Annotated in this window: 23 protein-coding genes; 12 read left to right on the top strand and 11 right to left on the bottom strand. The window is 63.6% G+C overall.

The genetic code is table 11. The annotated features are described in order from the left end of the window. Window positions 1–167: 167 nt before the first annotated feature. Complete coding sequence (locus tag AB5Y51_RS18325) at window positions 168–2,591, top strand: VolA/Pla-1 family phospholipase (protein WP_368178922.1); 2,424 nt, start codon at window positions 168–170, stop codon at window positions 2,589–2,591. 410 nt (window positions 2,592–3,001) lie between these two features. Here AB5Y51_RS18325 and glpG read toward each other — a convergent pair whose 3' ends face one another. Then, entirely contained in the window at window positions 3,002–3,835 is an 834-nt protein-coding gene (gene glpG, locus AB5Y51_RS18320) for a rhomboid family intramembrane serine protease GlpG (protein ID WP_029313427.1), read from the bottom strand. Between the two features lie 29 nt (window positions 3,836–3,864). Next, window positions 3,865–4,188 carry a thiosulfate sulfurtransferase GlpE gene (gene glpE, locus AB5Y51_RS18315; protein ID WP_005307320.1) on the bottom strand — a complete coding sequence of 108 codons (324 nt, stop codon included), beginning with the start codon at window positions 4,186–4,188 and terminating at the stop codon, window positions 3,865–3,867. Between the two features lie 163 nt (window positions 4,189–4,351). Between glpE and AB5Y51_RS18310 the strand changes: the two genes are divergently transcribed. Beyond that, on the top strand, window positions 4,352–4,945 hold the full coding sequence (locus tag AB5Y51_RS18310) for a LysE family translocator (RefSeq protein ID WP_010672378.1): 594 nt from the start codon (window positions 4,352–4,354) through the stop codon (window positions 4,943–4,945). Here the strand turns inward: AB5Y51_RS18310 and AB5Y51_RS18305 are convergent. From AB5Y51_RS18305 to AB5Y51_RS18280, 6 genes are all read right to left on the bottom strand, one after another. After that, a complete protein-coding gene (locus AB5Y51_RS18305; protein WP_041214153.1) occupies window positions 4,924–5,769 on the bottom strand; it encodes an AraC family transcriptional regulator in 846 nt (281 codons plus the stop codon). The genes AB5Y51_RS18310 and AB5Y51_RS18305 overlap by 22 nt on opposite strands. Before the next feature lie 82 nt (window positions 5,770–5,851). Further along, entirely contained in the window at window positions 5,852–6,553 is a 702-nt protein-coding gene (locus tag AB5Y51_RS18300; protein WP_010672380.1) for an ABC transporter ATP-binding protein, read from the bottom strand. Between the two features lie 10 nt (window positions 6,554–6,563). After that, complete coding sequence (livG, locus tag AB5Y51_RS18295) at window positions 6,564–7,337, bottom strand: high-affinity branched-chain amino acid ABC transporter ATP-binding protein LivG (protein ID WP_010672381.1); 774 nt, start codon at window positions 7,335–7,337, stop codon at window positions 6,564–6,566. Continuing rightward, window positions 7,334–8,602 (bottom strand): high-affinity branched-chain amino acid ABC transporter permease LivM, encoded by a 1,269-nt coding sequence (locus tag AB5Y51_RS18290; RefSeq protein WP_039041002.1) that lies wholly within the window; start codon window positions 8,600–8,602, stop codon window positions 7,334–7,336. The genes livG and AB5Y51_RS18290 overlap by 4 nt, the downstream gene beginning before the upstream one ends. Before the next feature lie 82 nt (window positions 8,603–8,684). After that, window positions 8,685–9,611, bottom strand: a complete 927-nt coding sequence (livH, locus tag AB5Y51_RS18285) for a high-affinity branched-chain amino acid ABC transporter permease LivH (protein ID WP_128343235.1) — start codon at window positions 9,609–9,611, stop codon at window positions 8,685–8,687. A 66-nt stretch (window positions 9,612–9,677) separates the two neighbouring features. Next, window positions 9,678–10,799: a branched-chain amino acid ABC transporter substrate-binding protein gene (locus tag AB5Y51_RS18280; protein WP_039041003.1), complete on the bottom strand. Its 1,122-nt coding sequence runs from the start codon at window positions 10,797–10,799 to the stop codon at window positions 9,678–9,680. Between the two features lie 435 nt (window positions 10,800–11,234). Between AB5Y51_RS18280 and AB5Y51_RS18275 the strand changes: the two genes are divergently transcribed. Further along, the gene (locus tag AB5Y51_RS18275; RefSeq protein ID WP_042017407.1) at window positions 11,235–12,239 is read left to right on the top strand and encodes a substrate-binding domain-containing protein; all 1,005 of its coding nucleotides are present in this window, start codon (window positions 11,235–11,237) and stop codon (window positions 12,237–12,239) included. A gap of 83 nt (window positions 12,240–12,322) precedes the next feature. Here AB5Y51_RS18275 and norR read toward each other — a convergent pair whose 3' ends face one another. After that, window positions 12,323–13,849 carry a nitric oxide reductase transcriptional regulator NorR gene (gene norR, locus AB5Y51_RS18270; protein ID WP_368178920.1) on the bottom strand — a complete coding sequence of 509 codons (1,527 nt, stop codon included), beginning with the start codon at window positions 13,847–13,849 and terminating at the stop codon, window positions 12,323–12,325. A 170-nt stretch (window positions 13,850–14,019) separates the two neighbouring features. Here norR and norV point away from each other — a divergent pair, with 170 nt between their 5' ends. The 8 genes from norV to AB5Y51_RS18230 all read left to right on the top strand — a co-directional run bounded on the left by norV (window position 14,020) and on the right by AB5Y51_RS18230 (window position 23,030). Next, window positions 14,020–15,504 carry an anaerobic nitric oxide reductase flavorubredoxin gene (gene norV, locus AB5Y51_RS18265; protein ID WP_368178918.1) on the top strand — a complete coding sequence of 495 codons (1,485 nt, stop codon included), beginning with the start codon at window positions 14,020–14,022 and terminating at the stop codon, window positions 15,502–15,504. After that, the gene (gene norW, locus AB5Y51_RS18260) at window positions 15,501–16,667 is read left to right on the top strand and encodes an NADH:flavorubredoxin reductase NorW (protein WP_368178916.1); all 1,167 of its coding nucleotides are present in this window, start codon (window positions 15,501–15,503) and stop codon (window positions 16,665–16,667) included. Before norV ends, norW begins: the two co-directional genes overlap by 4 nt. Window positions 16,668–16,717: 50 nt before the next feature. Then, a complete protein-coding gene (locus AB5Y51_RS18255) occupies window positions 16,718–17,056 on the top strand; it encodes a DUF1971 domain-containing protein (RefSeq protein WP_167826497.1) in 339 nt (112 codons plus the stop codon). A gap of 122 nt (window positions 17,057–17,178) precedes the next feature. Beyond that, window positions 17,179–18,396: a 4Fe-4S binding protein gene (locus AB5Y51_RS18250; RefSeq protein ID WP_368178913.1), complete on the top strand. Its 1,218-nt coding sequence runs from the start codon at window positions 17,179–17,181 to the stop codon at window positions 18,394–18,396. A gap of 177 nt (window positions 18,397–18,573) precedes the next feature. Next, the gene (gene tnaC / locus AB5Y51_RS18245; protein ID WP_069652909.1) at window positions 18,574–18,657 is read left to right on the top strand and encodes a tryptophanase leader peptide; all 84 of its coding nucleotides are present in this window, start codon (window positions 18,574–18,576) and stop codon (window positions 18,655–18,657) included. 203 nt (window positions 18,658–18,860) lie between these two features. Then, on the top strand, window positions 18,861–20,327 hold the full coding sequence (tnaA, locus tag AB5Y51_RS18240) for a tryptophanase (protein WP_368178912.1): 1,467 nt from the start codon (window positions 18,861–18,863) through the stop codon (window positions 20,325–20,327). A gap of 69 nt (window positions 20,328–20,396) precedes the next feature. After that, window positions 20,397–21,611: an aromatic amino acid transporter gene (locus tag AB5Y51_RS18235; RefSeq protein ID WP_368178911.1), complete on the top strand. Its 1,215-nt coding sequence runs from the start codon at window positions 20,397–20,399 to the stop codon at window positions 21,609–21,611. A 198-nt stretch (window positions 21,612–21,809) separates the two neighbouring features. Then, window positions 21,810–23,030, top strand: a complete 1,221-nt coding sequence (locus AB5Y51_RS18230; protein ID WP_039041010.1) for an aromatic amino acid transporter — start codon at window positions 21,810–21,812, stop codon at window positions 23,028–23,030. Between the two features lie 93 nt (window positions 23,031–23,123). Here AB5Y51_RS18230 and AB5Y51_RS18225 read toward each other — a convergent pair whose 3' ends face one another. After that, a complete protein-coding gene (locus AB5Y51_RS18225) occupies window positions 23,124–23,528 on the bottom strand; it encodes a hypothetical protein (RefSeq protein ID WP_010672394.1) in 405 nt (134 codons plus the stop codon). A gap of 104 nt (window positions 23,529–23,632) precedes the next feature. Between AB5Y51_RS18225 and AB5Y51_RS18220 the strand changes: the two genes are divergently transcribed. After that, window positions 23,633–23,809, top strand: a complete 177-nt coding sequence (locus AB5Y51_RS18220; RefSeq protein ID WP_154676073.1) for a hypothetical protein — start codon at window positions 23,633–23,635, stop codon at window positions 23,807–23,809. Window positions 23,810–23,866: 57 nt separating this feature from the next. Here AB5Y51_RS18220 and AB5Y51_RS18215 read toward each other — a convergent pair whose 3' ends face one another. Further along, on the bottom strand, window positions 23,867–24,640 hold the full coding sequence (locus tag AB5Y51_RS18215) for a hypothetical protein (protein ID WP_270808176.1): 774 nt from the start codon (window positions 24,638–24,640) through the stop codon (window positions 23,867–23,869). Window positions 24,641–24,679: the final 39 nt, after the last annotated feature.

Below are 24,679 nucleotides of genomic sequence, written 5' to 3'. Positions count from 1 at the left end.
GACGCCGGGGATCAATTCCAATTCCTTGATGGTGTACACAAAAAAATCAGATCAGATGACTGACCAGAGGCTTATTAATTGTTGCGTTGCTGTTAATATGATTCGGTCGGGTTTGAACCCTACCCCGTCAGGCTCATCATGGATAACAACATAAAAGAGATAAGGATATGAAGAAAAAGCTAATTTACGCGGCCGTCGTCAGTGCGCTGCTGAGCGGTTGTGGTGGCAGTGACGACAACACAGGCGATACCTCAAGCTATCTCGATTATCTGCTGAGCGGCTCCAATGCAGTCCGACCCAGCGCCCTGGCAGCCCGTGCGACCGACGGTACCCTGAAATTCTCCACGGAAACGGCGGATCTCTCCAACCCGGTGTCCGCCCTCTCCACCCTGGATGGCTGGTCGACTACCCAGGCGATCCAGATAGTGCCGGTGACGGCCTCCGGCATCCAGGTCAAGGCGCCGGCCGCTGCTGAATTCGCAGCCTCCGTGGCACCCCTCTACCTGATGGAGCTGGAGTTTGACAGTGCGGCCCTGCGTCCGAGCGGCGTGAAAAAGGTGCTGACCTACGGGGTGGACTTCGTGGTGGCCGAGACGACCGGCAAGCTGAATCTGGTGCCGCTCAAGCCGCTCAACCCCTCTTCCTACTACATGATAGTGGCGACCGATACCCTCAAAGACAGCACAGGCGCCCCCCTGCGACCGGGTAGCGACTACAGCAACTACAAGACCAGCACCGGCAGCAACGCCCAGGAGCAGACCATCAGCGGCCTGATTGCGCTGCAGGAAGGGCTGTTCAAGGCTGCCACCGGTATCACCAGCGACCACGTGATCTTCTCCGACTGGTTCGGTACCCAGTCCGGCGCCGACGTGCTGGTGGCGGTGAAAGGGGCGGCCGCATCCGTGCTCAAGAGCCCGACCCTGGACGCCGCCGCTCTGTGGAAGCAGGACGCCCTGGGCAATACCAGCCTGCCTGGCACCTATACCCTGTCGGTGAGCGGCGGCAGCCCCTTCCTGACCCAGCTGGACGCCGAGAACTTCCTGCCCCAGGAGCAGAAGGATGCGATTGCCGCCGCTTTTGGTGACGGCACTCCACTCCACAATCTGGCCTTGGGTACCACCGTCTACAGCGGTACCGTCAAGCTGCCCTACTTCCTCTCCTCCCCGGCCACCGCCGGCTCCTGGGACAAGGCGAAGACCCAGTCCTGGCACGGTGCCATCCCCAGCCTCTACGCCATCGCGAACGCCCTGAAGGCCCAGGATGCCGAAGTGATCGGCGGCCTGGTGGGGGCGGGTGTGGATCCGGCCCTGCTGGGCGAACTCATCGCCGATCCGAGCCGTCAGGCCGAGCTGCTGGCGGAGGCGAGCAAGCTGATCGGGGTGACCCTCACCTCCGGCGGCAAGGCGCTGGATCCCGAGATGAATATCGGGCGCTTCAACCCGCTGCCGGCACTGGAAGAGGTGCAGTCCGTCCCGATGCGGATCTTCGCCGCCGCACCGCTGGCGAACATCACCGACGTGATCATCTATCAGCACGGCGTCACCTCCGTGAAGGAGAACGCCTATGCCCTGGCCCTTGGCCAGATTGGCGCCGGTGCCCAGGCGAGCAAGAACGTGGCCGTGGTGGTGATCGATCATCCCCTGCATGGTGAACGCGGCTTCGCCCTGACCGGCAGCATGGACTCGGTAACCACCTCCGACAACCCGACCCCCTACCTGAACCTGAGCTACCTGACCGTGGCCCGCGACAACCTGAAACAGAGCGTGGCGGATCTGCTGGGCCTGCGTCTGGCTGTCGGTCTGGCCAATGCCAAGGGGTTGGGAACCCAGATCGGAGGGGTAGGTCTCAAGGTGCACTTCCTGGGTCACTCTCTGGGTGCCATCGCGGGGGCCAACCTGTTGGCGGTGGCCAACCAGTCTGTTGGCAACCCGACGGCAGACGCCCTGTTCAAGTTCGACACTGGCGGCCTGGCCATGCCGGGTGGCGGCATAGCGCCGCTGTTGCTGAACTCGCCGACCTTCGGTCCGACCATCCAGATGAGCGTGCTGACCGCTGGCAGTGCGGCCCTGAAGGCAGCTTTCACCGCCTACGCCCCGAACTGCAAGACGGCAGTACCGACCTGCTTCGTCAACGAATTCCTGCCGAGCCAGGATGCGGCCACCCAGGCCACGGCGGCCAGTACCTTGCAGAGCTACAGCTTTGCGGCGCAGTCGGTGCTGGATTCGGCAGACCCCATCAACCTGGGGAGCGGCATCGCGGCGGACTTCCCGCTGTTTGCCACCGAAATCGTCGGCGACGGCGCCCTGAGCCTGTCGGATCGAGTGATCCCGAACAGCATCGCCACCGCCCCGCTGGGTGGCACCGAGCCGCTGTTCAAGGTCCTGGCCCTGCAACCGCTGACCGCCACCGGCGCCGCCAACCACAGAGCGGCCCGCTTCGTGGCCGGGGGTCACAGCTCGCTGCTGGCACCGGACGAGAACTTCGATCCGACCGGCGCCGTCACCACCGAGATGCAGACCCAGTTCGGCAGCTTCTTCGCAAGCGGCGGTACCGCGGTCAAGGTGACCGACGGCAGCCTGCTCAAGCAGTAAGCCGGCCGACCAATAAAAACGCCGCCCCAAGGGGCGGCGTTTTTTTATGGCAAATCGGCTCAGGCTGGCCGGTGGTGCCTGTCCAGCCAGCCTTGGGCAAGGCCGACCAGCAGACCCGCCAGGTGAGCCATGTTGGTGGTCGCTTTGGTTGCCGAGCCGTTGCCGGCAACCAGGCCTCACCCCGGCCTGTGGTGCCTGTCCAGCCAGCCCTGGGCAAGGCCGATCAGCAGGCCCGCCAGGTGAGCCATGTTGGTGGTCGCTATGGTTGCCGAGCAGTTGCCGGCAACCAGGCCTCACCCCGGCCGGTGGTGCCTGTCCAGCCAGCCCTGGGCAAGGCCGATCAGCAGGCCCGCCAGGTGAGCCATGTTGGTGGTCGCTTCGGTTGCCGAGCAATTGCCGACAACCAGGCCTCACCCCGGCCTGTGGTGCCTGTCCAGCCAGCCCTGGGCAAGGCCGACCAGCAGGCCGACCAAATGGGCCATGTTGGCGGTGGGGGTGCCGAGCATGTCCAGGAAGCCGAGCACCAGCCAGACCAGCATGAAGCCCATCAGGGCTGGCGGCATGGCGAGGCCGCAATCCGGTTGAAGCCTGGTTCGCAGCCAGCTGTAGCCGAGCAGGGCATAGACCACCCCGGAGAGGCCGCCAAAGCGCGGGCCGCTGACAAAGAACTCGGCGATATTGGGCAGGGCAGCCCCGACGATAAGCAGGATGAACAGCTTGCCGCTGCCGAGGCGCTGCTCTATCTGGCCACCGAGATACCACCACCACAACAGGTTGAACACCAGGTGCAGCACCGAGAAGTGGATGAAGGCCGGGGTGACGTAGCGCCAGGCCTGCCAGTCGGTGAACTGGGCCAGGGTGGGGTGGAAGGCGAGCTCGTCGAAGATGGGCAGGCCGATGGCATCCAGAGCGTAGATGGCCAGGCAGGCGATGATGACCACCAGGGTCAGGGGGCCCGCCTGGTGGAGGAAATCGGTGACCGGATCCGTCATCCCCTTGCTGTAGTCGATCCGGGCATCGGCATGGCCGGATTGCCAGGAGGCCTCCATGTAGCGGGGGTGATTGGGTTCGCTCAGGAAGCGCTTGACCTCCTGCTGGGCCTGGGCGAGGCGCCGTTCGTCTGCCAGCCAGACCGAGACGCCAAGCTCTGACTGGGTCAGCTCGCACGGAATGCCCAGGGTAGCGAGATAATCCACCAGCGCCTGGGCCATGCGGGCGTCGCCCAGCACCAGCAGTTGGATCATGCCGGTTGAGGAGGAGCGACCCGCCTCTGTCATGCGTCCCCCGCCTGGATGGGGAACTCCCTGCGCCAGGCCTCGAAACCGCCATCCAGGCTATAGACCTCGTCATAGCCTTGTTGCAGCAGGTACTGGGCCGCCCCCTGGCTGCTGTTGCCGTGATAGCACATCACGATGACAGGGGTATCGAAGTCCACCTCGTTCATAAAGCGAACCAGGGTGCCGTTGGTAAGGTGGAAGGCGCCGACAGCGTGGGCCGTCTCGAAGGATTGGGGATCGCGAATGTCCACGAGACGGGCTTCGCCTGCGCTCAGCTTCTGGTGGGCATCATGGGCGCTGATATGGGCAAACTGGTCCATTGAGATGTCCTGAAAATGGAGGGTTGAAGGGCAGTTTACCGCAAGCGGCGGTTTGCGCTAAGTGTGCAATGGGGGCGGCATCCAGGGGATCGCAATTTTCTTCAATATCGGGCCGCCCGGGCCGGGTAGGCTCGGACTTCCCTCAATTGAACGAGCATCATCCATGGAATTCAGTCTGCTGTTATCCATGGCCGGGTTTGCCCTGGCCATGTCCATCTCCCCGGGGCCGGTCAATCTGGTCGCCCTTGGCACCGGCGCCCGGTACGGTTTCACGGCCAGCCTGCGCCACGTGGTGGGGGCCACCCTCGGCTTCATCCTGCTGCTCCTGCTGATGGGGCTGGGTCTTGGCGGCGCCCTGTCCCGCTGGCCTGTGGCGCTGGGGGCCATTCACTGGGGCGGCGTGCTCTTTCTCGGCTGGATGGCCTGGCAGTTGCTGGTGGACAGCGGCGAGGTGGAGGAAGTGGAGGGCGTGCCCCCCGCCTTCTGGTACGGGGCCTTGATGCAGTGGCTCAATCCCAAGGCCTGGCTCGCCGCCAGCATGGGGATGGGAGCCTATGGGATCGCGGGCGGCATGAGCCAGATCGCCCTCTTTACCGGCATCTATCTGGTGATCTGCCTCGGCTCCATCGCCTGCTGGGCCTATGCGGGCAGCCGATTGCAGGGGTGGCTGGTCTCTCCTCGCCGGTTGCGCTGGTTCAATCGGGCCATGGCGCTCTTGCTGCTGCTCAGCGCCGCCTATCTGGTGCGCTCGTCCTGAGGGGCGAGCTGCGCTCTGTACTGGCCCGGGGTGGCGGCCACCCGGCGTTTGAACTGGCGCTGGAAGTGGGCCTGATCGGCAAAACCGCTGGCAAGGGCCACTTCCGCCAGGGGCTGCCCCTGGCGCAGCAGGGTGCGGGCGTGGCGAATGCGCTGATCGAGCAGGTAGGCGTGGGGCGTCATGCCGTAGTGGCGGCTGAAGGCGCGCACGAAGTGGGAAGGGGTGAGCCCGGCCACCGCGCTCAGCTGCGCCAGGGTGAGGGCGCAGGCACTCTCGTCCTGCATCAGCTCGGCGGCTCGCTGCAGGTGCTGGGGAGGGCGGTCATCCCACTTGGCCGGGGTGAGCCTGGCCAGAAGCTGGCGGCTGAAGAGGTGGCAGGCCACTTCGCGAGCCAGGGGATCCGGCTCCTCCACCAGTTGCCGATGAAGCCGGCAGAGCCCCTGGTAGAGCAGGGGATCCCGGCTTGCGGTCATGTCGAAGGGGCGAAACGCGTTGCCGAGCCCGGCCTCCTCCTGCTGGCGCTGCAACCAGAGGTTGTCGATGTAGAACATCAGATAGGACCAGGGCTGGTCAGCGACGGGATTGCAGGCGTGCACCTCTTCCGGGTTCATCAGCACCAGGCTGCCGCGGCCGACCTCTTGCAGGCTGCGCTGGTTGAGGTAGTGGCTGTGGCCGCCGGTGATGGCGCCGATGGAGAAGTGGGGGTGGCTGTGCTTGTCGTAGCAGACGCGCCGGCCATCCTGCACCGCCCGCGCCTCGATGAAGGGCAGGGCGGGATCGTGCCAGAAGTGGTGCTGATCCTGTGTCGCCCGCGCACGGCTCACAATGTGCTCCTCGGCGGGGGGCTGTTCCCCTGCCGGGCTCGGGGAGCGCGGCAGGGGAAGGGTGACGATGGTGGCTGCATCCTCAACCGCCGAGATAGGCCTGGCGGACGGCGGGGTTGGCCAGCAGGGCCTCTCCCGTGTCTTGCAGCACCACCCGGCCGTTCTCCAGCACATAGCCGCGATCCGCCAGCTTGAGCGCCTGGTTCGCGTTCTGCTCCACCAGGAAGATGGTCATCCCCTTCTGGCGCAGTTGCTCTATGGTGTCGAAGATCTGCTGGATGACGATGGGCGCGAGTCCCAGGGAGGGTTCATCCAGCAGCAGCAGGCGCGGCTTGCTCATCAGGGCGCGGCCGATGGCCAGCATCTGCTGCTCGCCGCCGGACATGGTGCCTGCCCGCTGCTCCAGCCGCTCGTGCAGGCGGGGGAACAAGGTAAATATCTGATCCAGCAGGCCGCGCTGCTCCGCCTTGTCGACGAAGAAGGCCCCCATCAGCAGGTTCTCCTCCACCGTGAGGCGGGCGAAGATGCGGCGCCCCTCCGGCACCACGGCGATGTCCTTGCGCATGATGCGGGCGGTGGTGAGAGAGTCTATCTGCTCCCCCTCGAACCAGATGGAACCGCTGCTGGGCTTGGGCTCGCCACACAGGGTCATCAGCAGAGTGGTCTTGCCGGCGCCGTTGGCGCCGATCAGGGTGACGATTTCCCCCTCTTTCACCTCGACGCTGACGTCGTGCAGCGCCTGAATTTTGCCGTAGTGGGTCGATACGTTGCGAAGTTCTAACATCTTTTTGTCCTTACGACTCGCCCAGATAGGCCTTGATCACCGCCGGATTGCTGCGGATTTCGTCCGGTTTGCCGTGGGCCAGCGGGGTGCCCTGGTTGACCACGAAGATGCGGTTGGAGATCTCCATCACCAGCTTCATGTCGTGCTCGATCAGCAGCACCGAGACCCCGAACTCGTCCCTCAGGTTGGAGATGAGCTCGTTGAGCTCGTCGGTCTCCTTGGGGTTGAGACCTGCGGCCGGTTCATCCAGCATCAGCAGCTCGGGCCGGGTCGCCATGCAGCGGGCGATCTCGAGCCGGCGCTGCTGGCCGTAAGCCAGGTTGCCCGCGGCGCGGTTGGCGAGATCCTTGAGGCCCACCTTCTCCAGCCAGAAGGCGGACTGCTCCAACCCCTCTTTCTCGGCACGGCGGAAGGAGGGGGTCTTGAACAGGCCGGCGATGAAGCCGGTATTGAGATGCCTGTGCTGGGCCACCAGCAGGTTTTCCACCGCTGTCATCTCCTTGAACAGGCGCACGTGCTGGAAAGTCCGCACAATGCCCTTGCGGGCGATGAGGTGGCCGGGCAACCCCTGGATCTCCTCACCCTTGTAGCGAATGACACCGCCACTCGGGCGATAGAAGCCGGTCAGGCAGTTGAAGATGGTGGTCTTGCCCGCCCCGTTGGGGCCGATGATGGAGATCACCTCCCCCTTTTCCACATCCAGCTTGACGCCGTTGACCGCGAGCAGGCCGCCAAAGCGCATCGACAGATCTGAGACATCCAACAATGGTTGATTGTTGCTCATTTACGCAGCTCCATATGGGGTCGACTCATGGGCAGCAGTCCCTGCGGCCGCCAGATCATCATGAATACCATCAAGAGACCGAACATCAGCATGCGATATTCGTTGAACTCGCGGGCGAGCTCCGGCAGCACCGTCATCACGATGGCCGCCAGCACCACCCCGATCTGGGAGCCCATGCCTCCCAGCACCACAATCGCAAGGACGATGGCCGACTCGATGAAGACGAAGGATTCCGGGCTGATGAAGCCCTGGCGGGAGGCGAAGAAGCTGCCGGCAAAGCCCGCGAAGCAGGCGCCTATGGTGAAGGCGGTCAGCTTGATGATGGTGGGGTTGAGCCCCAGGGACTTGCAGGCGATCTCGTCTTCCCGCAGCGCCTCCCAGGCACGGCCGAGCGGCATGCGCAGCAGGCGGTTGATGACGAACAGGGTCGCCACTACCAGCACCAGGGCCATCAGGTAGAGGAAGATCACCTTGTGGTTGGCGTTGTAGGCGATGCCGAAGAAGTCGTGGAAGGTGCCAAAGCCCCCATCCTTGACGGTGCGGTTGAACTCGAGCCCCCCCAGAGTCGGTTTCGGAATGCCGGAGATCCCGTTCGGACCGCCGGTCAGGGTGGTCATGTTGTTGAGCAGGATGCGGATGATCTCGCCAAAGCCCAGGGTGACGATGGCCAGGTAGTCCCCCCGCAGCCGCAGCACCGGGAACCCGAGCAGGAAGCCGAAGGTGGCCGCCAGCAGACCGGCGATGGGCAGACACTCCCAGAAGCTCAGACCGAAGTAGGTGTTGAGCAGGGCGTAGCTGTAGGCGCCGACCGCATAGAAGCCGACATAGCCGAGGTCGAGCAGACCGGCGAGGCCCACCACCACGTTCAGTCCCAGCCCCAGCATGATGTAAATCAGGGTGAGGGTGGCCAGATCGATGGCGCCGCGAGAGGCCATGAAGGGCCAGCTCACCGCAAACAGCAGCACCAGCACGGCGGTGAGATTATAGAGCTTGGGGGCCTCTTCGGGGCTTGGCAGCACCAGCTTGGTGAAGCCGACGGAGAAGCCGCTGATGGAGGCCTGGAACAGCCGGCTTATCTGGCCGCGCAGCATCTGGAACCAGAAAACGATGGTGGCGCCCCCCAGCAGCCAGGCCAGCGATACATCGAGGCGGCTCACCACCAGCAGGCGGGAGCCATCGGTCTCCAGCTTGAAGCCGAGCAGCCAGAAGGAGAGCACCAGCAGCACCAGGCTGGCGATGCAGGCATGGATAAATTGACGTTTCATCAGACTTTCTCCACTTCCGGACGGCCGAGAATGCCAGTGATGGTCATGAACAGCAGCACGAGGGCATGCATAGATTGGTTTTTCATACCTTCTCGACCTCCGGACGACCCAGGATGCCGGTGGGCATGAAGAGCAACACGAAGATGAGCAGGGCAAAGGCCATTACATCCTTGTACTCGGTGCTGAGATAGCCCGCAGTGAGCGCTTCCACCACGCCGAGCAGCAGGCCGCCCAGTACGGCACCGGGAATGCTGCCGATGCCGCCCAATACCGCAGCGGTGAAGGCCTTCAAGCCTGCCATGAAGCCGAGATAGGGGTTGATGACACCGTAGTACATGCCGAGCAGCACCCCCGCGACGGCGGCCAGGGCGGCCCCCAGCACGAAGGTGATGGAGATGACCACGTGGGTGTCTATCCCTAGCAGGTTGGCCATCTTGATGTCTTCCGAACAGGCACGGCAGGCACGCCCCATGCGGGAGCGGCCGATGAACTGGGTCAACGCCAGCATGGTGATGAAGGTCACCACGAAGATGATGAGCTGCATGTAGGAGAGGCTGGCCTGGAAGCCATCCTCGCTGCCGAGGGTCCAGCCCCCGGAGATCAGAGTGGGCATGGCGATGTCACGCGAGCCCTGGGCCATCCGCATCATGTTCTGCAGGAAGATCGACATGCCGATGGCGGAGATGAGGGGGATCAGGCGGTTGCCGCCCCGCAGTGGACGATAGGCCACCCGTTCTATGGACCAGCCATAGCTGCCGGTGATGATGATGCTGACCAGGAAGGCGCCCCCCAGCAGCAGCACGGTGCTGTCGATGCCCATCATCATGAGCCCGGCCATCACCATGAAGGCGACATAGGAGCCGATCATGTAGACCTCGCCGTGGGCGAAGTTGATCATGCCGATGATGCCGTAGACCATGGTGTAGCCGATGGCGATCAACGCATAGGTGCTGCCTATGGTCAATCCGTTCAGCAACTGCTGAACCAGATAAAGAAGGTGTTCGGACATACCGCGTTCCCTGTGTACTTGCCCGCAAAGAAAGGAGGGGTGACTCGCGTCACCCCGACCGGCAGATTATTTGAGTTGAGTGGAGGTACCGTCGGCGTGCCACTGGAAGACACCGAATTCGAAGCCTTTCAGGTCACCGTTCGGTGCCCAGGTCAGGGGGCCCATCACGGTGTCGATCGGTGCGGCCTTGATGGCGGCAGCCACGGCAGCCGGGTCATCCTCACCCGCCTTGGCGATACCGGCCGCCAGGGCCTGCATGGCGGCGTAGGTGGTCCAGACGAACGGACCGGAGGAGTCCTGACCCTTGGCCTTGAACGCTTCCACGATGGGGGCGTTGGCCGGCACCAGGTCATATTTGTTCGGCAGGGTCACCAGCAGGCCTTCGGAAGCCGGGCCGCCGATGGCGGAGATGTCCTTGTTGCCCACGCCTTCCGGACCCATGAACTTGGCCTTCAGACCCTTCTCGCCAGCCTGGCGCAGGATCAGACCCAGCTCCGGGTGGTAGCCGCCGTAGTAGACGAAGTCGACGTTCTCTTTCTGCAGCTTGGCGATCAGGGCGGAGAAGTCCTTGTCGCCTGCGGTGATGCCCTCATAGGCAACGACCTTGACGCCGGCCTTGTCCAGCGCGGCTTTCACGCTGGAGGCGATGCCTTCGCCGTACTGTTTCTTGTCGTGGATGACGGCCACGCGCTGGGGTTTGACCTGCTCGATGATGTACTTGGCGGCGGTCGGGCCCTGGTCGCTGTCCAGGCCGATGGTACGCAGAGTCAGCTGGTAACCGCGCTCGGTGATCTTGGGGTTGGTGGAGGCGGGGGTGACCATCAGGACCCCTTCATCTTCATAGATGTCGGAGGCGGGCAGGGTGTTGTCGGAGCAGAGGTGGCCGACCACGAACTTGACGCCGTCGTTGATCACCTTGTTGGCGATGGCCACAGCCTGCTTGGGATCGCAGGCATCGTCATAGATGACGGCTTCGATCTGCTTGCCCTTGATGCCGCCCGCCTTGTTGATCTGCTCGACCGCCATCTTGCCGCCGGTGAACTGCATGTCACCGTACTGGGCGACCGGGCCGGTCAGGGGGCCGGCGATGCCGATCTTGATGGTATCGGCCGCATTGGCCATGGAAACTGATCCAAACAGAGCCAAAGAAACCGCTGCTCTGACTGCCATTTTGCTGAAGTTATGCATTGATTCGTCCCTTAATCAGTGAATTGTTTCATTTTATGCACGTCATTCCGAGCCTGTGTCCCGCCAGCCCGGCGATAGATAAGGTTCTATCATTCCTCGCCGGGCAATAACAAGATGTTAAAGATACTAACCGGAGCAGGCGCAAGAGGGGTTTTGTGAAACTAACGCGCAGTTTATTGCTATTTATCGGAGTTTAATGTTGACAAGGTGGTGCAACATACAGATAACAAATTGTCATGGTGACAATTTCCAGAGTAAAAAACTGACGATATTTCATTCTGCGTCCGCTCTCATTTTGACCAAAATCCGTTTGCGCAAAAAGAAATGACCGCATAGATTAGCCAGCATTGATAATTCACTGGCAGCGCCCGTTAAAACCAAGCCTTTATTCGGGAAATCTGCTACTGTTCCGCCTTTGTTATTCAGGAGACAGAGATGGCAACTATCAAGGATGTCGCCTCGCGCGCAGGCGTATCCATCTCCACCGTCTCACATGTACTCAATCACACCCGTCGGGTCAGCGAAGACGCAACCCAGAAAGTGCTTGAGGCGGTGGCAGAGCTGAACTACGCGCCCAACTCGGTGGCGCGCAGTCTCAAGATCAATTCGACCAAGACCATTGGCATGCTGGTGACCACCAGTGCCAACCCCTTCTTCGCGGAAGTGGTACAGGGGGTGGAAGCCTACTGCTTCGAGCAGGGTTACAGCCTGATCCTGTGCAACACCGAGAACCAGCCGCCCCGCCAGCAGCACTATCTGCGCATGCTGATGGAAAAGCGGGTGGACGGTCTGCTGGTGCTGGGGACCGATATCGACACCCAGTTCAGGGACATGCTGCGCATCCACAAGAAGGTGCCGCAGGTGGTGCTGGACTGGGGCAACGAGTGCGATTTCGCCAACGTGATCAACGACAACGCCCGCATCGGCGCGCGTCTGGCGGTGCGCCATCTGCTGGAGCAGGGCCACACCAACATCGTCTGCATCACCGGCCATCTCGCCAAGCCGACTACCCAGCAACGGCTGGACGGGGTGCGCGATGCCCTGGCTGAACAGGGGATGACCCTGAAAGAAGAGCAGATCTTCGAAGGGGACTACGAGAGCCAGAGCGGCTTCGATGCCATGCAGCGCATCCTGGCCCTCACCCCTCGCCCGACTGCGGTCTTTGCCTTCGACGATCCCATGGCCATCGGTGCCATCTGCGCCGCCTGGGAGGCCGGGGTCAAGGTGCCGGACGACATCTCCATGATCGGCTATGATGACGTGGAGATGGCGCGCTTCTCCAGCCCGCCGCTCACCACCATCCGCCACCCCAAGGCCGAGCTCGGTCTGCTGGCGGTGCAGCAACTGGTGAGCCGGATCCGCAACAAGGAGCTGGAAGTGGAGTCCATGACGGTGCAGCCCGAGCTTATCGTCCGCCGCTCGGTCAAGTCCCTGCGCTGACGGCGCCACGGGTGCCATGAACAAGAAACCCCCTCGCCAGCGAGGGGGTTTCTGTTTTTGGGCCCCTCTCGTATCTGGGGGCGTCAGGCCTTGAGGCCGAGCCGCCTGGCGAGGCGGTGCAGGTTGCCACCGTCCAGATCCAGCGCCCGGGCGGTGGCGGACCAGTTGCCGTCATGGGCGGTCAGGGTCTGCTCGATGAGCTGGCGCTGGAACAGATCGGTGGCGGCGCGAAGGCCAAGGCCGGCAATGGCCGGGGAGGCGGGCTGGCTGACGGTGTCGGCGGGCAGGGATGAGCCCGTCGTCCCCAGGTTGAAGTGGTGGGGTTCCAGGGTCGGCGAGGGGCTGCCCTGCTCGGCCCTGGCCAGCACGGCGGCGCGGTGGATGGCGTGCTCCAGCTCGCGCACGTTGCCGGGCCAGTCGTGGCGCTCGAGCAGTTGCAGCGCCTGTGGCTGGATACGCAGCTGCTCCAGCCCCAGGCCGAGCCGGCAGCGCTCGCAAAAGTAACCGGCCAGCAGGGGAATGTCGCCTGGGCGCTCCCGCAGTGCCGGGGCGTGGATCGGGAACACGCTCAGCCGGTGGTAGAGGTCGGCCCGAAACTGCCCCTCGACCACCGCCTGCTTCAGATCCCGGTTGGTGGCCGCCAGGATGCGCACATTCACCTTGAGCGGGGTGTCGTCACCGATCCGCTGCAGATCGCCGTATTGCAGCACCCGCAGCAGCTTGGCCTGCAGCGGCAGGGAGAGCTCCCCTATCTCGTCGAGAAACAGGGTGCCCTTGTCCGCGAGCTCGAACTTGCCCGCCCGATTGTGGATGGCGCCGGTGAAGGCCCCCTTCACGTGACCGAACAGCTCGCTCTCGGCCACGGATTCGGGCAGGGCGGCGCAGTTGAGGTAGACCAGGGGGGCATGGGCGCGGGGCGAGCCGCCATGCACCGCCTTGGCGATCAGCTCCTTGCCCACACCGGTCTCCCCCAAAATCAGCACGTTCAGCTCCGAGTTCGCCACCACCTCGATCTCGTGGCGCAACCGGGCCATGGCGGGGGAGTGGCCTACCATCTCCGGCTGCTCAGGGCCGGGCCGGGTGCCGGGGACCAGAGGTTCGCTGCTTTGGCGGGCGAGCCGCTCCAGCAGCAGGGCGTTGTCGAGGGCGGCGGCGGCCAGGGCCCCCACCAGCCGCAGCTCCTCGTCGCTGATGCCGTCGAACTGGGTCGGGTTCATGCCGTCTATGGTCAGGGCGCCGATCAGCGCCTGATCCGAGAAGAGCGGCAGGCCGACACAGGCGTGCACCTTGAAGTCGTCGTGATCCGGCAGCAGGCCGTCATAGGGGTCGGGCAGGGCGCTGTCGGCGGGGAAGCGCACCACATCCCCGGCGCGGGCGATGGCCTCGAGGCGCGGGTGATCCTTGAGGGCGAAGCGGCGCCCCAGCACGTCCTGCATCAGGCCGTCGATGGCCAGCGGGATAAACTGGCCCCCCTCGTAGCGCAGCAGGGCCGAGGCATCCGAGTTCAGCAGGCTGCGCACGCTCTGGATCAGACGGTGGAAGCGGTCTTGATGAGAGATGCCGAGTTGCAGGTCGAGGGCGATGCGCGCCAGGCTGTCGGTCGAGATCACGATAATTGTCCAAATGACAGTGTGTTTGTGATTTTGACTATAAAGGCATGGTGTCATAATGACAATGTGTGATATGCGAAACCATTAAAAACAACGAGTTACATTTTGGCACGTCCGCTGCAATAGCTGGTTCAGTTGAACATCCACTATTGCATTCGAGGAACTGCCTGATGAGCATTCACGTCAAGAACAACATCCACTGGGTCGGCCAACGGGACTGGGAGGTACGCGACTTCCACGGCACCGAGTACAAGACCCACAAGGGCACCAGCTACAACAGCTACCTCATCCGCGAAGGGAAAAACGTGCTGATCGATACCGTCGATCACAAGTTCAGCCGCGAGTTCGTGCAGAACCTGGCGGCCGAGATCGATCTCGCCGCCATCGACTACGTGGTGATCAACCACGCCGAGGAGGATCACGCCGGCGCCCTGACCGAGCTGATGGCCCGCATTCCCGGCACCCCCATCTATTGCACCCACAACGCCATCGACTCCATCACCGGCCATCATCACCACCCGGAGTGGAACTTCCACCCGGTCAAAACCGGTGACAGCCTGGACATCGGCAACGGCAAGCAGCTGGTGTTCATCGAGACCCCCATGCTGCACTGGCCCGACAGCATGATGACCTACATGACCGAAGATGCGGTGCTCTTCTCCAACGACGCCTTCGGCCAGCACTACTGCGACGAGCACCTGTTCAACGACGAGGTGGATCAGAGCGAGCTGATGGAGCAGTGCCAGCGCTACTACGCCAACATCCTTACCCCCTTCAGCCCGCTGGTGACCGCCAAGATCAAGGAGGTGCTGGGCTTCAACCTGCCGGTGAGCATGGTGGCCACCTCCCACGGCATCGTCTGGCGCGAGGACCCCACCCAGATCATCCTGAAATACCTGGAGTGGGCCGACCACTATCAGGAAGACCGCATCACCTTGTTCTACGACTCCATGTCCAACAACACCCGCATGATGGCCGACGCCATCGCCCAGGGCATCCACGAGGTGGACCCCGGCGTGGCGGTGAAGATCTACAACGTGGCCCGCCACGACAAGAACGAGATCCTGACCCAGGTGTTCCGCTCCAAGGGGATACTGGTGGGCTCCTCCACCATGAACAACGTCATGATGCCCAAGGTGGCGGGCATGCTCGAAGAGATCACCGGCCTGCGTTTTCGCAACAAGCGCGCCTCGGCCTTCGGCAGTTACGGCTGGACCGGTGGCGCGGTGGACCGGATCCAGACTCGCCTGATGGATGCAGGTTTCGACATCAGCATCTCCCTCAAGGCCAAGTGGCGCCCGGATGGTTCGGCGCTGGCCGAATGCCGCGAGCATGGCCGCCAGCTCGCCCGTCAGTGGGCGCTGCACCCCCTGGACGCACCCCGCCCGATCACCACAACCCAGGCAACCGTGACGCCCGTCCCCACGATGCCTGCTGTTGAGCCGCAAACCGAAGCGGCCGCCGCCGAATGGGATGACGACCAGGCCATGCTCTGCACCGTCTGCCAGTGGGTCTATGACCCGGCGCTGGGTGAGCCGGATCAGGGGGTGGCGCCGGGCACCCCCTGGGCCCAGGTACCGGACAGTTTCCTCTGCCCCGGCTGCGGCATCGGCAAGGAGGTGTTCGAACCCTGCGCCGTGGAGGCCTGCGTATGAGCGCAGCAATTCAAACTGACGCTGGCATCAGCCGGGAGATAGTGGTGATCGGCAGCGGCTTCGCTGCCCAGCAGCTGGTCAAGAGCCTGCGCAAGCTGGACTGGGGTCAGCCCATCCGCCTCATCACCGCCGACAGCGGCGACGAGTACAACAAGCCGGACTTGAGCCATGTGGTGAGCCGGGGCTGCGCCGCCGCAGCCATGACCCGTCTTAGCGGCAGCGACTTTGCCGAGCAGCAGCGCATCGCGCTGCTGCCCCACAGCCCGGTGCTCGGCATCGATCCAGCCCGGCGGTTGGTGCTGACCGAGCAGGGGGAATTCCCCTACGGCAAGCTGGTGCTGGCCACCGGGGCGAGCGCGGTGCGCCCCGATCTGCCGGGCAGCGAACACCTGGTCACCCTCAACAGCCAGCAGGAGTACGCCGCCACCGAGGCGCAACTGCGCCAGGCCCGCCGCATCCTGGTGCTGGGGGCGGGGCTCATCGGCTGCGAGCTGGCGATGGACATGGCGAGCGCAGGAAAAGAGGTGACGCTGGTGGACTTGGCGGGCAGCCCCTTAAGCGCCCTGCTGCCCGCCGCCCTGACCCAGCCGCTGCAACAGGCCCTGCGCACCCAGGGGGTCAGCCTGCAGTTCGGGACGGGTCTCGCCAGGATGGATGCCCAGCCGGGGGATGGCTGGCGCGTCACCCTGACCGACGGGCGCGTCAGCGAGCAGGATCTGGTGATCGCCGCGATCGGCCTGCGGCCGAATCTGGCCCTGGCCCGCGGGGCCGGGCTGGAGGTGGATCGCGGCATCCTGGTCGATGATCGGCTGCAGACTAGCGATCCCCATATCTTCGCGCTGGGGGATTGCGTGCAGTGGCAAGGTCAGCTGCTCCCCTTCCTGCAACCCATAGTGCTGGGGGCCAATGCGCTGGCGCGCACCCTGCTCGGCACGCCGACCCTGCTGGCTCTGCCGCCCATGCTGGTGAAGGTGAAGACGCCGCGCTACCCGCTGCAACTGGCCGGCCGCACCAAGGGCGAGGATCTTGCCTGGCAGTGCCGCTGGAACAGCCACGGCATGGTGGCCGAGGCGCACGGCGAAGATGGCAAGCTGTGCGGCTTCGTGGTGGGGGGCGACCAGATGAGCGCCGCCTTCCCGCTGCTGCGTCAGCTGCCCCGTTAATCCTTTCATTGCATCGGCCGGGTCGACCCGGCCACACGAGGAGAACCGATATGGCCATGCAACTGATCCCGTCTCACTGGGTGGTGCGCCGCTCCACTCCCTTCTTTACCCGCGAGAATGTGCCCCAGGCCCTGCTCACCCACCACAACACCGCGGCCGGGGTGTTCGGCCAACTCTGCGTGATGGAGGGCACCGTCACCTATCACGGCTTTGCCGACGAACAGGCCGAGGAGCCCGAGGTGAGCCTGGTGATCCGGGCCGGGGAGTTTGCCACCAGCCCGCCCCAGTACTGGCACAGGGTCGAGCTGTCGGAGGATGCCCGCTTCAACATCCACTTCTGGGCCGAGCAGGCAGAATCCGACCAGCCGCTGTTCCACAGCCGCAAATAACGGGGTTTAAGGCTGAGGGGGCGGAGCGGGCAAATGCCCCCTCTGCCCATGCAGATCAAAATAATCAACTCAGATGTTGGTTATCCTGCCCCCTCGATTCGGATGAGCACTGTGAGGGAAGCATGAGCCTGTTGGAAGCCCTGACCATGACCTCGGGTCTGGTCTATCTGGTCCTGCTGTTGTGGCAGGGCCGCAGCGGTTGGGGCTGGACGCTCTCTCTGCTGTTGGCCGCCGCGCTCTGGCTGCTGGTGGCGGATTCGGTACTCTGGTTCGCACTGGGGCTGGTGGCCACGACCCTGGCGCTCTGGCTGCGCTATCGCCCCCTACTCATGCTGGCCCACATAGACAGTCAACGTCTCAGAACGGCCACCAGGCAGCTATTGCTGCTGTGTTGGGTGTTGGTGGCGGTTCAATATGTTGTTCATATCGGACAGTTGGGGCTGGGGATGACCCCCTGGCTGGTACGCCCTGACGTGGTGGACGGTTTCCTGCCCATCGCCGGTGGTCTCGGGCTGCGGGCCTGGCTCGGGCAGGGGCTGACGGACCCCCACCACCCGGCGGCCACCGTCACCGTGCTGGTGCTCTCCCTGTCGGCCCTGCTGCTGGGTCGGGCGTTTTGTGCCTGGTTCTGCCCGCTCGGGCTGGTGGGGGAGTGGCTGCACGGCCTGCGCTCGCGCCTGTTGCCGGGGGAGTGGACCCCGCCGCGCTGGCTCGATGCCGTGTTGCGCGGCCAGAAGTTTCTGGTGCTCGCCTTTCTGCTCTTCATCATATTGCTGGCGGTACCCGCCGCCGCCCTGCCCGGCTACCTTGCCAGCCCCTACCATCAGGCGGCGGACATGAAGATGGGGGCCTTCTTCTTCAACCTGACCCTGATCTCGGGCCTGTGCCTTGGCTGGGTGCTGCTGCTCACCGCCACCTTCCGGCAAGGGTTCTGCCGCTACCTCTGCCCCTATGGCGCCTGGATGGCTCTGCTCGGCCTGCTGACCCCGCTGCGCATTCGCCGTGACCCGGCCCGCTGCCTGCGAAGCGCGGGCCACGACTGCGACAAGTGCAGCCGGGCCTGCCCCTCGCGCATCCAGGTACACCAGCTCATCGCGGTGCGCAGTCTCGAGTGCACCAGCTGCCAGAGCTGCGTGGCCGCCTGCCCCAAGCGGGCCGATGCCCTGCATCTTGGCACGCAAGGGCAGCGACTCGCTCCCCGCCAACTGCTGGGGCTGCTCTGTCTGTTGCTGCTGGTGTTGCCGCTGCTCGCTTACGGCTTGCTGGATCTCTGGGTCAGCCAGACACCGATCCCTGACCGCTACGAGTTGTTGCAGCGGCTGCCCTGGCTGAGCCACTGAGGGGGGAAAGGGCAAAAGGTGGATGATGGGGGGATCTTTCGGATTGGCGATAATAAGCTGTATAAAAATCCCCCGCCAAATTGTTAGCACCATCCCACTTTGCTCATATTGCAATTGATCATATAGCGCTCCCCACCATAATGGGTGCTGTTATTTGGCGTTGTTAATATCAATTGGATGAGCAACAACATGAATATCAAGGTCAGCTATCCCAAGTGGTTTACCCTGGACCATAAGATCGCGTTCTTCTTCCCGCTGTAATTCCCCGCGGCGGCGCGGCATGCCTGCCATGCCACGAGCCCGCCTCCATTCCTGAACTGAAATAGCTGCACCTGTCTTCGCCTGTTTATTCTGGCGAGGCGATGTCGTGCATCCATTTCCCAATATTTCCCACCTGCCGGACATTCTATTTTCGGCGGGGGAAGAGACTCATTTTGAATATTTAAATCTGGGGTGTTTATATTATGGAAAACTTCAAGCATCTGCCCGAACCCTTCCGTATTCGTGTCATCGAGCCGGTCAAGCGCACCACCCGTGCCTATCGGGAAGAGGCCATTGTCCGGGCGGGCATGAACCCCTTCCTGCTGGACAGCGAAGACGTCTTCATCGACCTGCTGACCGACAGCGGCACCGGCGCCATCACTCAGGACATGCAGGCCGCCATGCTGCGCGGTGACGAGGCCTACAGCGGCAGCCGCAGCTACTATGCCCTGCAACAGGTGGTGCAGGAGATCTTCGGCTACTCCCTGACCATCCCCACTCACCAGGGGCGCGGCGCCGAGCAGATTTACATCCCCGTGCTCATCAAGAAGCGGGAGCAGGAGAAGGGGCTGGATCGCAAGAAGATGGTGGCCCTCTCCAACTACTTCTTCGACACCACCCAGGGCCACACCCAGATCAACTGCTGCGTGGCGAAGAACGTCTACACCAGGGAGGCGTTCGATACCTCGGTCACCGCCGACTTCAAGGGCAACTTCGATCTGGTGAAGCTGGAAGAGGCCATCCTGGAGGCGGGCCCCGCCAACGTGCCCTACATCGTCAGTACCATCACCTGCAACTCCGCCGGGGGGCAGCCGGTCTCCATTGCCAACCTGAAGGCGGTGTACGAGATCGCCAGAAAGTACGACATCCCGGTCATCATGGACTCCGCCCGCTTCGCCGAGAACGCCTACTTCATCCAGCAGCGGGAGCCCGGCTACGCGAACTGGACCATCGAGGAGATCACCAGGGAGTCCTACAAGTACGCCGACGGCCTCGCCATGTCGGCGAAGAAGGATGCCATGGTGCAGATGGGGGGGCTGCTGTGCTTCAAGGATGACAGCATGCTGGACGTCTACACCGAGTGCCGCACCCTGTGCGTGGTGCAGGAGGGCTTCCCGACCTATGGCGGCCTGGAAGGGGGCGCCATGGAGCGCCTGGCGGTAGGCCTGCGGGACGGCATGCGCCAGGACTGGCTGGCCTATCGCATCGGCCAGGTGCAGTACCTGGTGGACGGGCTGGAGGCCATCGGCGTGGTGTGCCAGCAGGCAGGGGGCCATGCGGCCTTCGTGGATGCGGGCAAGCTGCTGCCCCACATCCCGGCGGATCAGTTCCCGGCCCACGCCCTGGCCTGCGAGCTCTACAAGGTCGCCGGCATCCGCGCGGTGGAGATAGGTTCCCTGCTGCTGGGGCGCGACCCCGCCACCGGCAAGCAGCACCCCTGCCCGGCGGAGCTGCTGCGCCTGACCATCCCCCGTGCCACCTATACCCAGACCCACATGGACTTTGTCATCGAGGCCTTCGGCGAGGTGAAGAAGAACGCCCACCGGGTGAAGGGGCTGGACTTCATTTACGAGCCGGCCGTGCTGCGGCACTTCACCGCCAGACTGAAAGAGGTCGAGCATAACGACCCGTCAGCCGGCAAGACGCAGAAAAAATTGATAGAAGCATAACGAGTCAGGGGCACAGATTTTTCTGTGCCCTTTTTTTCACTGCTCTGTGAAAGATTTGGAGTGACACACATGACATCAACACCGTCCGTCATCGGAGGGGCCTGCATCATTGCCAGCGTCTGTGTCGGTGCCGGCATGCTGGGGCTGCCGAGCGCGGGAGCCGGGGCCTGGACCAGCTGGTCAACCCTCGCCATCATTCTTACCATGGTCGTCATGACGGTTTCAGGCTGGATGCTGCTGGAAGCCCTGAAACCCTACGCATTGACCGCCTCCTTCAACTCGGTGACCAAGGATCTGCTCGGTCACAGGATCAATCTCTTCAACAACCTCACAGTCTATTTCGTGGGCGGCATTTTGCTCTATGCCTACATCACCTCGTCGGGTCTCATCCTGGGCGGCCTGCTGGGCATCAATAGCCAGCTGGCCTCGGTGTTGTTTGTGCTGGTGTTCTCCTGGTTTGTCTGGCATTCGACCCGGGCGGTGGACAGGATTTCGGTCGTCCTGATCGTCTTTATGGTGCTGAGCTTCATGTTCGGGGTCTCCGGGCTTGCCAGCAAGGTCGACACCGCCAAGCTGTTCAACTCCTTTGCCGAGGAGCTGGGCCGCGCCCCTTACGCCCTGGCCATGTTGCCGGTGGCGCTCACCTCGTTTGGCTATCACCATTCGGTCGCCTCGATGCGCGCCTATTACGGTGAGGAGCAGAAAGCCAGGCAGGCGATCCTGGGGGGGACCCTGATCGCCCTGGCCCTCTATCTGCTGTGGTTGCTCAGCATCTTCGGCAACCTGCCTCGTCCCGCCTTCGGCCCCGTCATCGCCAAGGGGGGCGACGTGGATGTGCTGCTTGGGGCGCTGGCCTCGGTGATCGAGTCCAGGCAGGTCTCCCAGGCCATCAACCTCTTCTCCATGGCGGCCATCCTCTCCTCCTTCATCGGGGTGGGGCTCGGGGTGTTCGACTATCTGGCGGATCTGTTCCGGTTCGACAACAGCCGCCGGGGGCGGACCAAATCCTGGGCGGTGACCTTCCTGCCTCCTCTGGCGCTCTCCCTGATGTTCCCGTTCGGCTTCGTGGTGGCCATCGGCTATGCCGGGGCTGCGGCGACCGTCTGGGCCTGCATCATCCCGGCCCTGCTGGCGAAGAAGTCCCGGGAGCTGGCCCCGGACGAGGCGGGGTTCAAGGCCCCCGGCGGCCAGCCCATGGTGGTGGCCGTCATCGTCTTCGGGGTGCTTACCGCCATCTTCCACCTGATGGCCATGGCGGGTCTGCTGCCCGTCTACACCGGCTGACCCTGGTGTGCTGAACCTGGCCCCATCCCGAGCATATTCCACGGATGGGGCGCAGGATCCGGCCCGTTTCCCCCCATTTTCCCTCTGGATTTGATACCCGAAGGCATGCAGGGTAAAGTCCCCCGGCGCCAGCAGTGGCGAACGCAGGAGAAGCACGGCGGTGTGCCGTGACCAGTCGACAATCCGTTTGGGGGAGTAATGGAACAGAAACCATCGTTGGTGGGCGGGGCATGCATCATTGCCGGCGTCTGTGTGGGGGCCGGCATGCTGGGGTTGCCGAGTGCGGGGGCGGGCGCCTGGACCCTCTGGTCCATGCTCGCGGTGGCACTGACCATGGTGGTGATGACGGTCTCCGGCTGGATGCTGCTGGAGTCCTATCGGGGCTATCCCCTGCGCGTCTCCTTCGATACCGTGACCCGGGATCTGCTGGGGGAGAAGGTCAACGCCCTCAACAATCTCAGCGTCTACTTCGTCGGTGGCATCCTGCTCTATGCCTACATCACCTCGGCCGGTCTCATCATCGACGGCATGACGGGGATGGGCAGCCAGTGGGCGTCCGTGCTCTTTACCCTGGCCTTCTCCCTGCTGGTGTGGCACTCCACCCGGGCGGTGGACCGTATCTCGGTGTTGCTGGTGATCCTGATGGGGCTGAGCTTTGCCTTCGGCATCTCGGGCCTGTCGATGAACGTGCGCCTCGATCTGCTGCTCGACCGGGTGGGCAGCGAAGTGAGCTACGCCCCCTATGCCCTGGTGATGCTGCCGGTGGCGCTCACCTCGTTCGGCTACCACCATTCGGTCTCCTCCATGCGCGCCTACTACGGTGAAGAGCGCCGTGCCAGCCGCGCCATTCTGGGGGGCACCCTGATCGCGCTCGCGTTTTACCTCATCTGGCTGGTGAGCGTCTTTGGCAACCTGCCCCGCAGCGAGTTCGGCCCGGTGATCGCGGAGGGGGGCAACGTGGATGCCCTGCTCAAGGCTCTCGGTTCGGTGATCGAGTCCAAGGCGGTGGCCAGCGCCCTCAACGCCTTCTCTATGGCGGCCATCCTCTCCTCCTTCATCGGGGTGGGGCTCGGGGTGTTCGACTACCTGGCGGATCTGTTCAAGTTCGACAACAGCCGGGGTGGCCGCGCCAAGTCCTGGGCGGTGACCTTCCTGCCGCCCCTGGTGCTCTCCTTGCTGTTCCCGTTCGGCTTCCTGGTGGCCATCGGCTATGCGGGCGCCGTGGCGACCCTGTGGACCTGCATCATCCCACCCCTGCTGGCCTGGAAGGTGCGGGCGGCCCGGCGCGAAGACGGTGGCGAGGGTTTCCGCGCCCCCGGCGGCCTCTTCATGATCGTCCTGGTGATCCTGTTCGGCGTGCTGACCGCCGCCTTCCACCTGCTCAACATGGTGGACCTGCTGCCCGCCTACAAGGGCTGAGCCGTTACCCGGGTCGCAGTGCCAGCACACAATGACAAAGAAGGAGCCTCATGGGCTCCTTCTTGCTTGTCACACAGGCAATATTGGCGTCGGTTACTGAATGCCGACCGACAGGGAGTGGGGGACCTTGGCGCCTTTACGGGCGGTGGCGCGCATCTGGTAGACCTGGATCAGGTACTTGCCCGACTTGGGCAGGGTACCTTGCCATTTTGTGTCCACGTTGCCGCCGCCCAGTGCCTCGGCCTGACCCGGGATGGCGCCCGGTGCGAAGACGTTGAAGTTGGCATTGGTGCTGCCGGTGATGGCGACCGTCATGGTCTGGCCTTCTTTGGCGCCCAGGGTGTAGTTGATGGTGTCATAACCGGAGAAGGTGCCGTCAACCTTGGCGCTGTGCGCGCCTTTGGCGAAGTGCACCGGCACCGTGGTCACCTTGTCTGCCGCCTGAACCGAGGCCGCCATCATCATGGCCAGCAAGGCGGCCGTTACTGCTTTTTTCATTATGTATTGCTCCTGTGATCGGGCCCTGGCACGGGCCTCGAGGGGAAGATATGCCTGAACGATGACGTGACTCCATCGAAATGATGGGACGGTCGGAGTGGGGGATGTTGCAAGATTTGGGGTATGCACAGACGGACATGGTGCCTTTTGGCCGCAAGCCAGATGAACACAAGGTCGATGGGGTTTTATATGGCGAGTTCCCTGATACAGGGGGCGTTTTTGTCAACGTGGTGTTGACGAACAGGGTGCCCGCTGCGGCCATGAGTCTGCGACAGAATTGATCGCCCCGGGTCTCCTGCATGGTCAGGGCGCGGGAAGGCGTGCGGAAAAAGAGGACGTTAAGGTTGGCTGGTGCCCCCAGCCGCCATGGCCTGCTGCTCATAGCGCGCCACCGTGCCGTCCTGCTTCATTTGCCGGATCACGCTGGCAAGGGGGGCCAGCAGATCCTGATGCCGTTCGTGCAGATAGACGTAAGAATCGGCCAGCTCCATCACCCCGGCGGAGTAGATGCCGGCATAGCCCGGGTCCTGGCGCGTCAGGGCGGCCAGGGTCTGGCTGGCAATCAGGGTCTGCTCCACATAGAGGTCACTGCGCCCCTTGAGCAGCTTGCCCATCCCCTGCTCGGCGGTGGCGATGGCAAAGAGCCGGTCCGGTGCCACCACCTTGCCCAGCATCATCTCCGGCAGCTTGGCGCCACGGCGAAACTCGACCCGATAACCGGTGCCCTGCAGGCTGTGCCACCCCTGCAGCTGGATCCCGGGCTGGTGGGCATAGGCCTGATAGGAGACGGCGAAATGGGGCTCGGGCACGCGCTGGAGGGTGCGGGTCTGCTGCTGGTAGCTGGCGGCGCGGTGGATCTCGCCATCGACCTGTCCCTGCTCTGCCAGCAGGGGGGCCCGTCCCCCGGGGTAGCCCTGGTACTGGAAGTCATAGCCCAGGCGGGCGAACGCATCCCGATAGATGAGATCGAGCCAGCGACCATAGGGGGACTCCCTGGTTTCAAGGGAGCTCACCAGTGTGATGTTGCCCCTGCCTTGCGCCCCCCATACCTGGAAGGCCAGCAGCAAGAGCAGTGAAAGAGCGAAGAAGCGGTATCCTGAAACCTGCGCCATGGTGTCCCTGTCAGAGCGGTGGTTGCAAAGGGTGACAGT

It is taken from the genome of Aeromonas sp. R7-1 (assembly GCF_040908115.1).
Lineage (GTDB): Bacteria > Pseudomonadota > Gammaproteobacteria > Enterobacterales > Aeromonadaceae > Aeromonas > Aeromonas caviae.
Note: the sequence above shows the minus strand (reverse complement) of the source record. Positions and strands in the feature narration are given on the sequence as shown.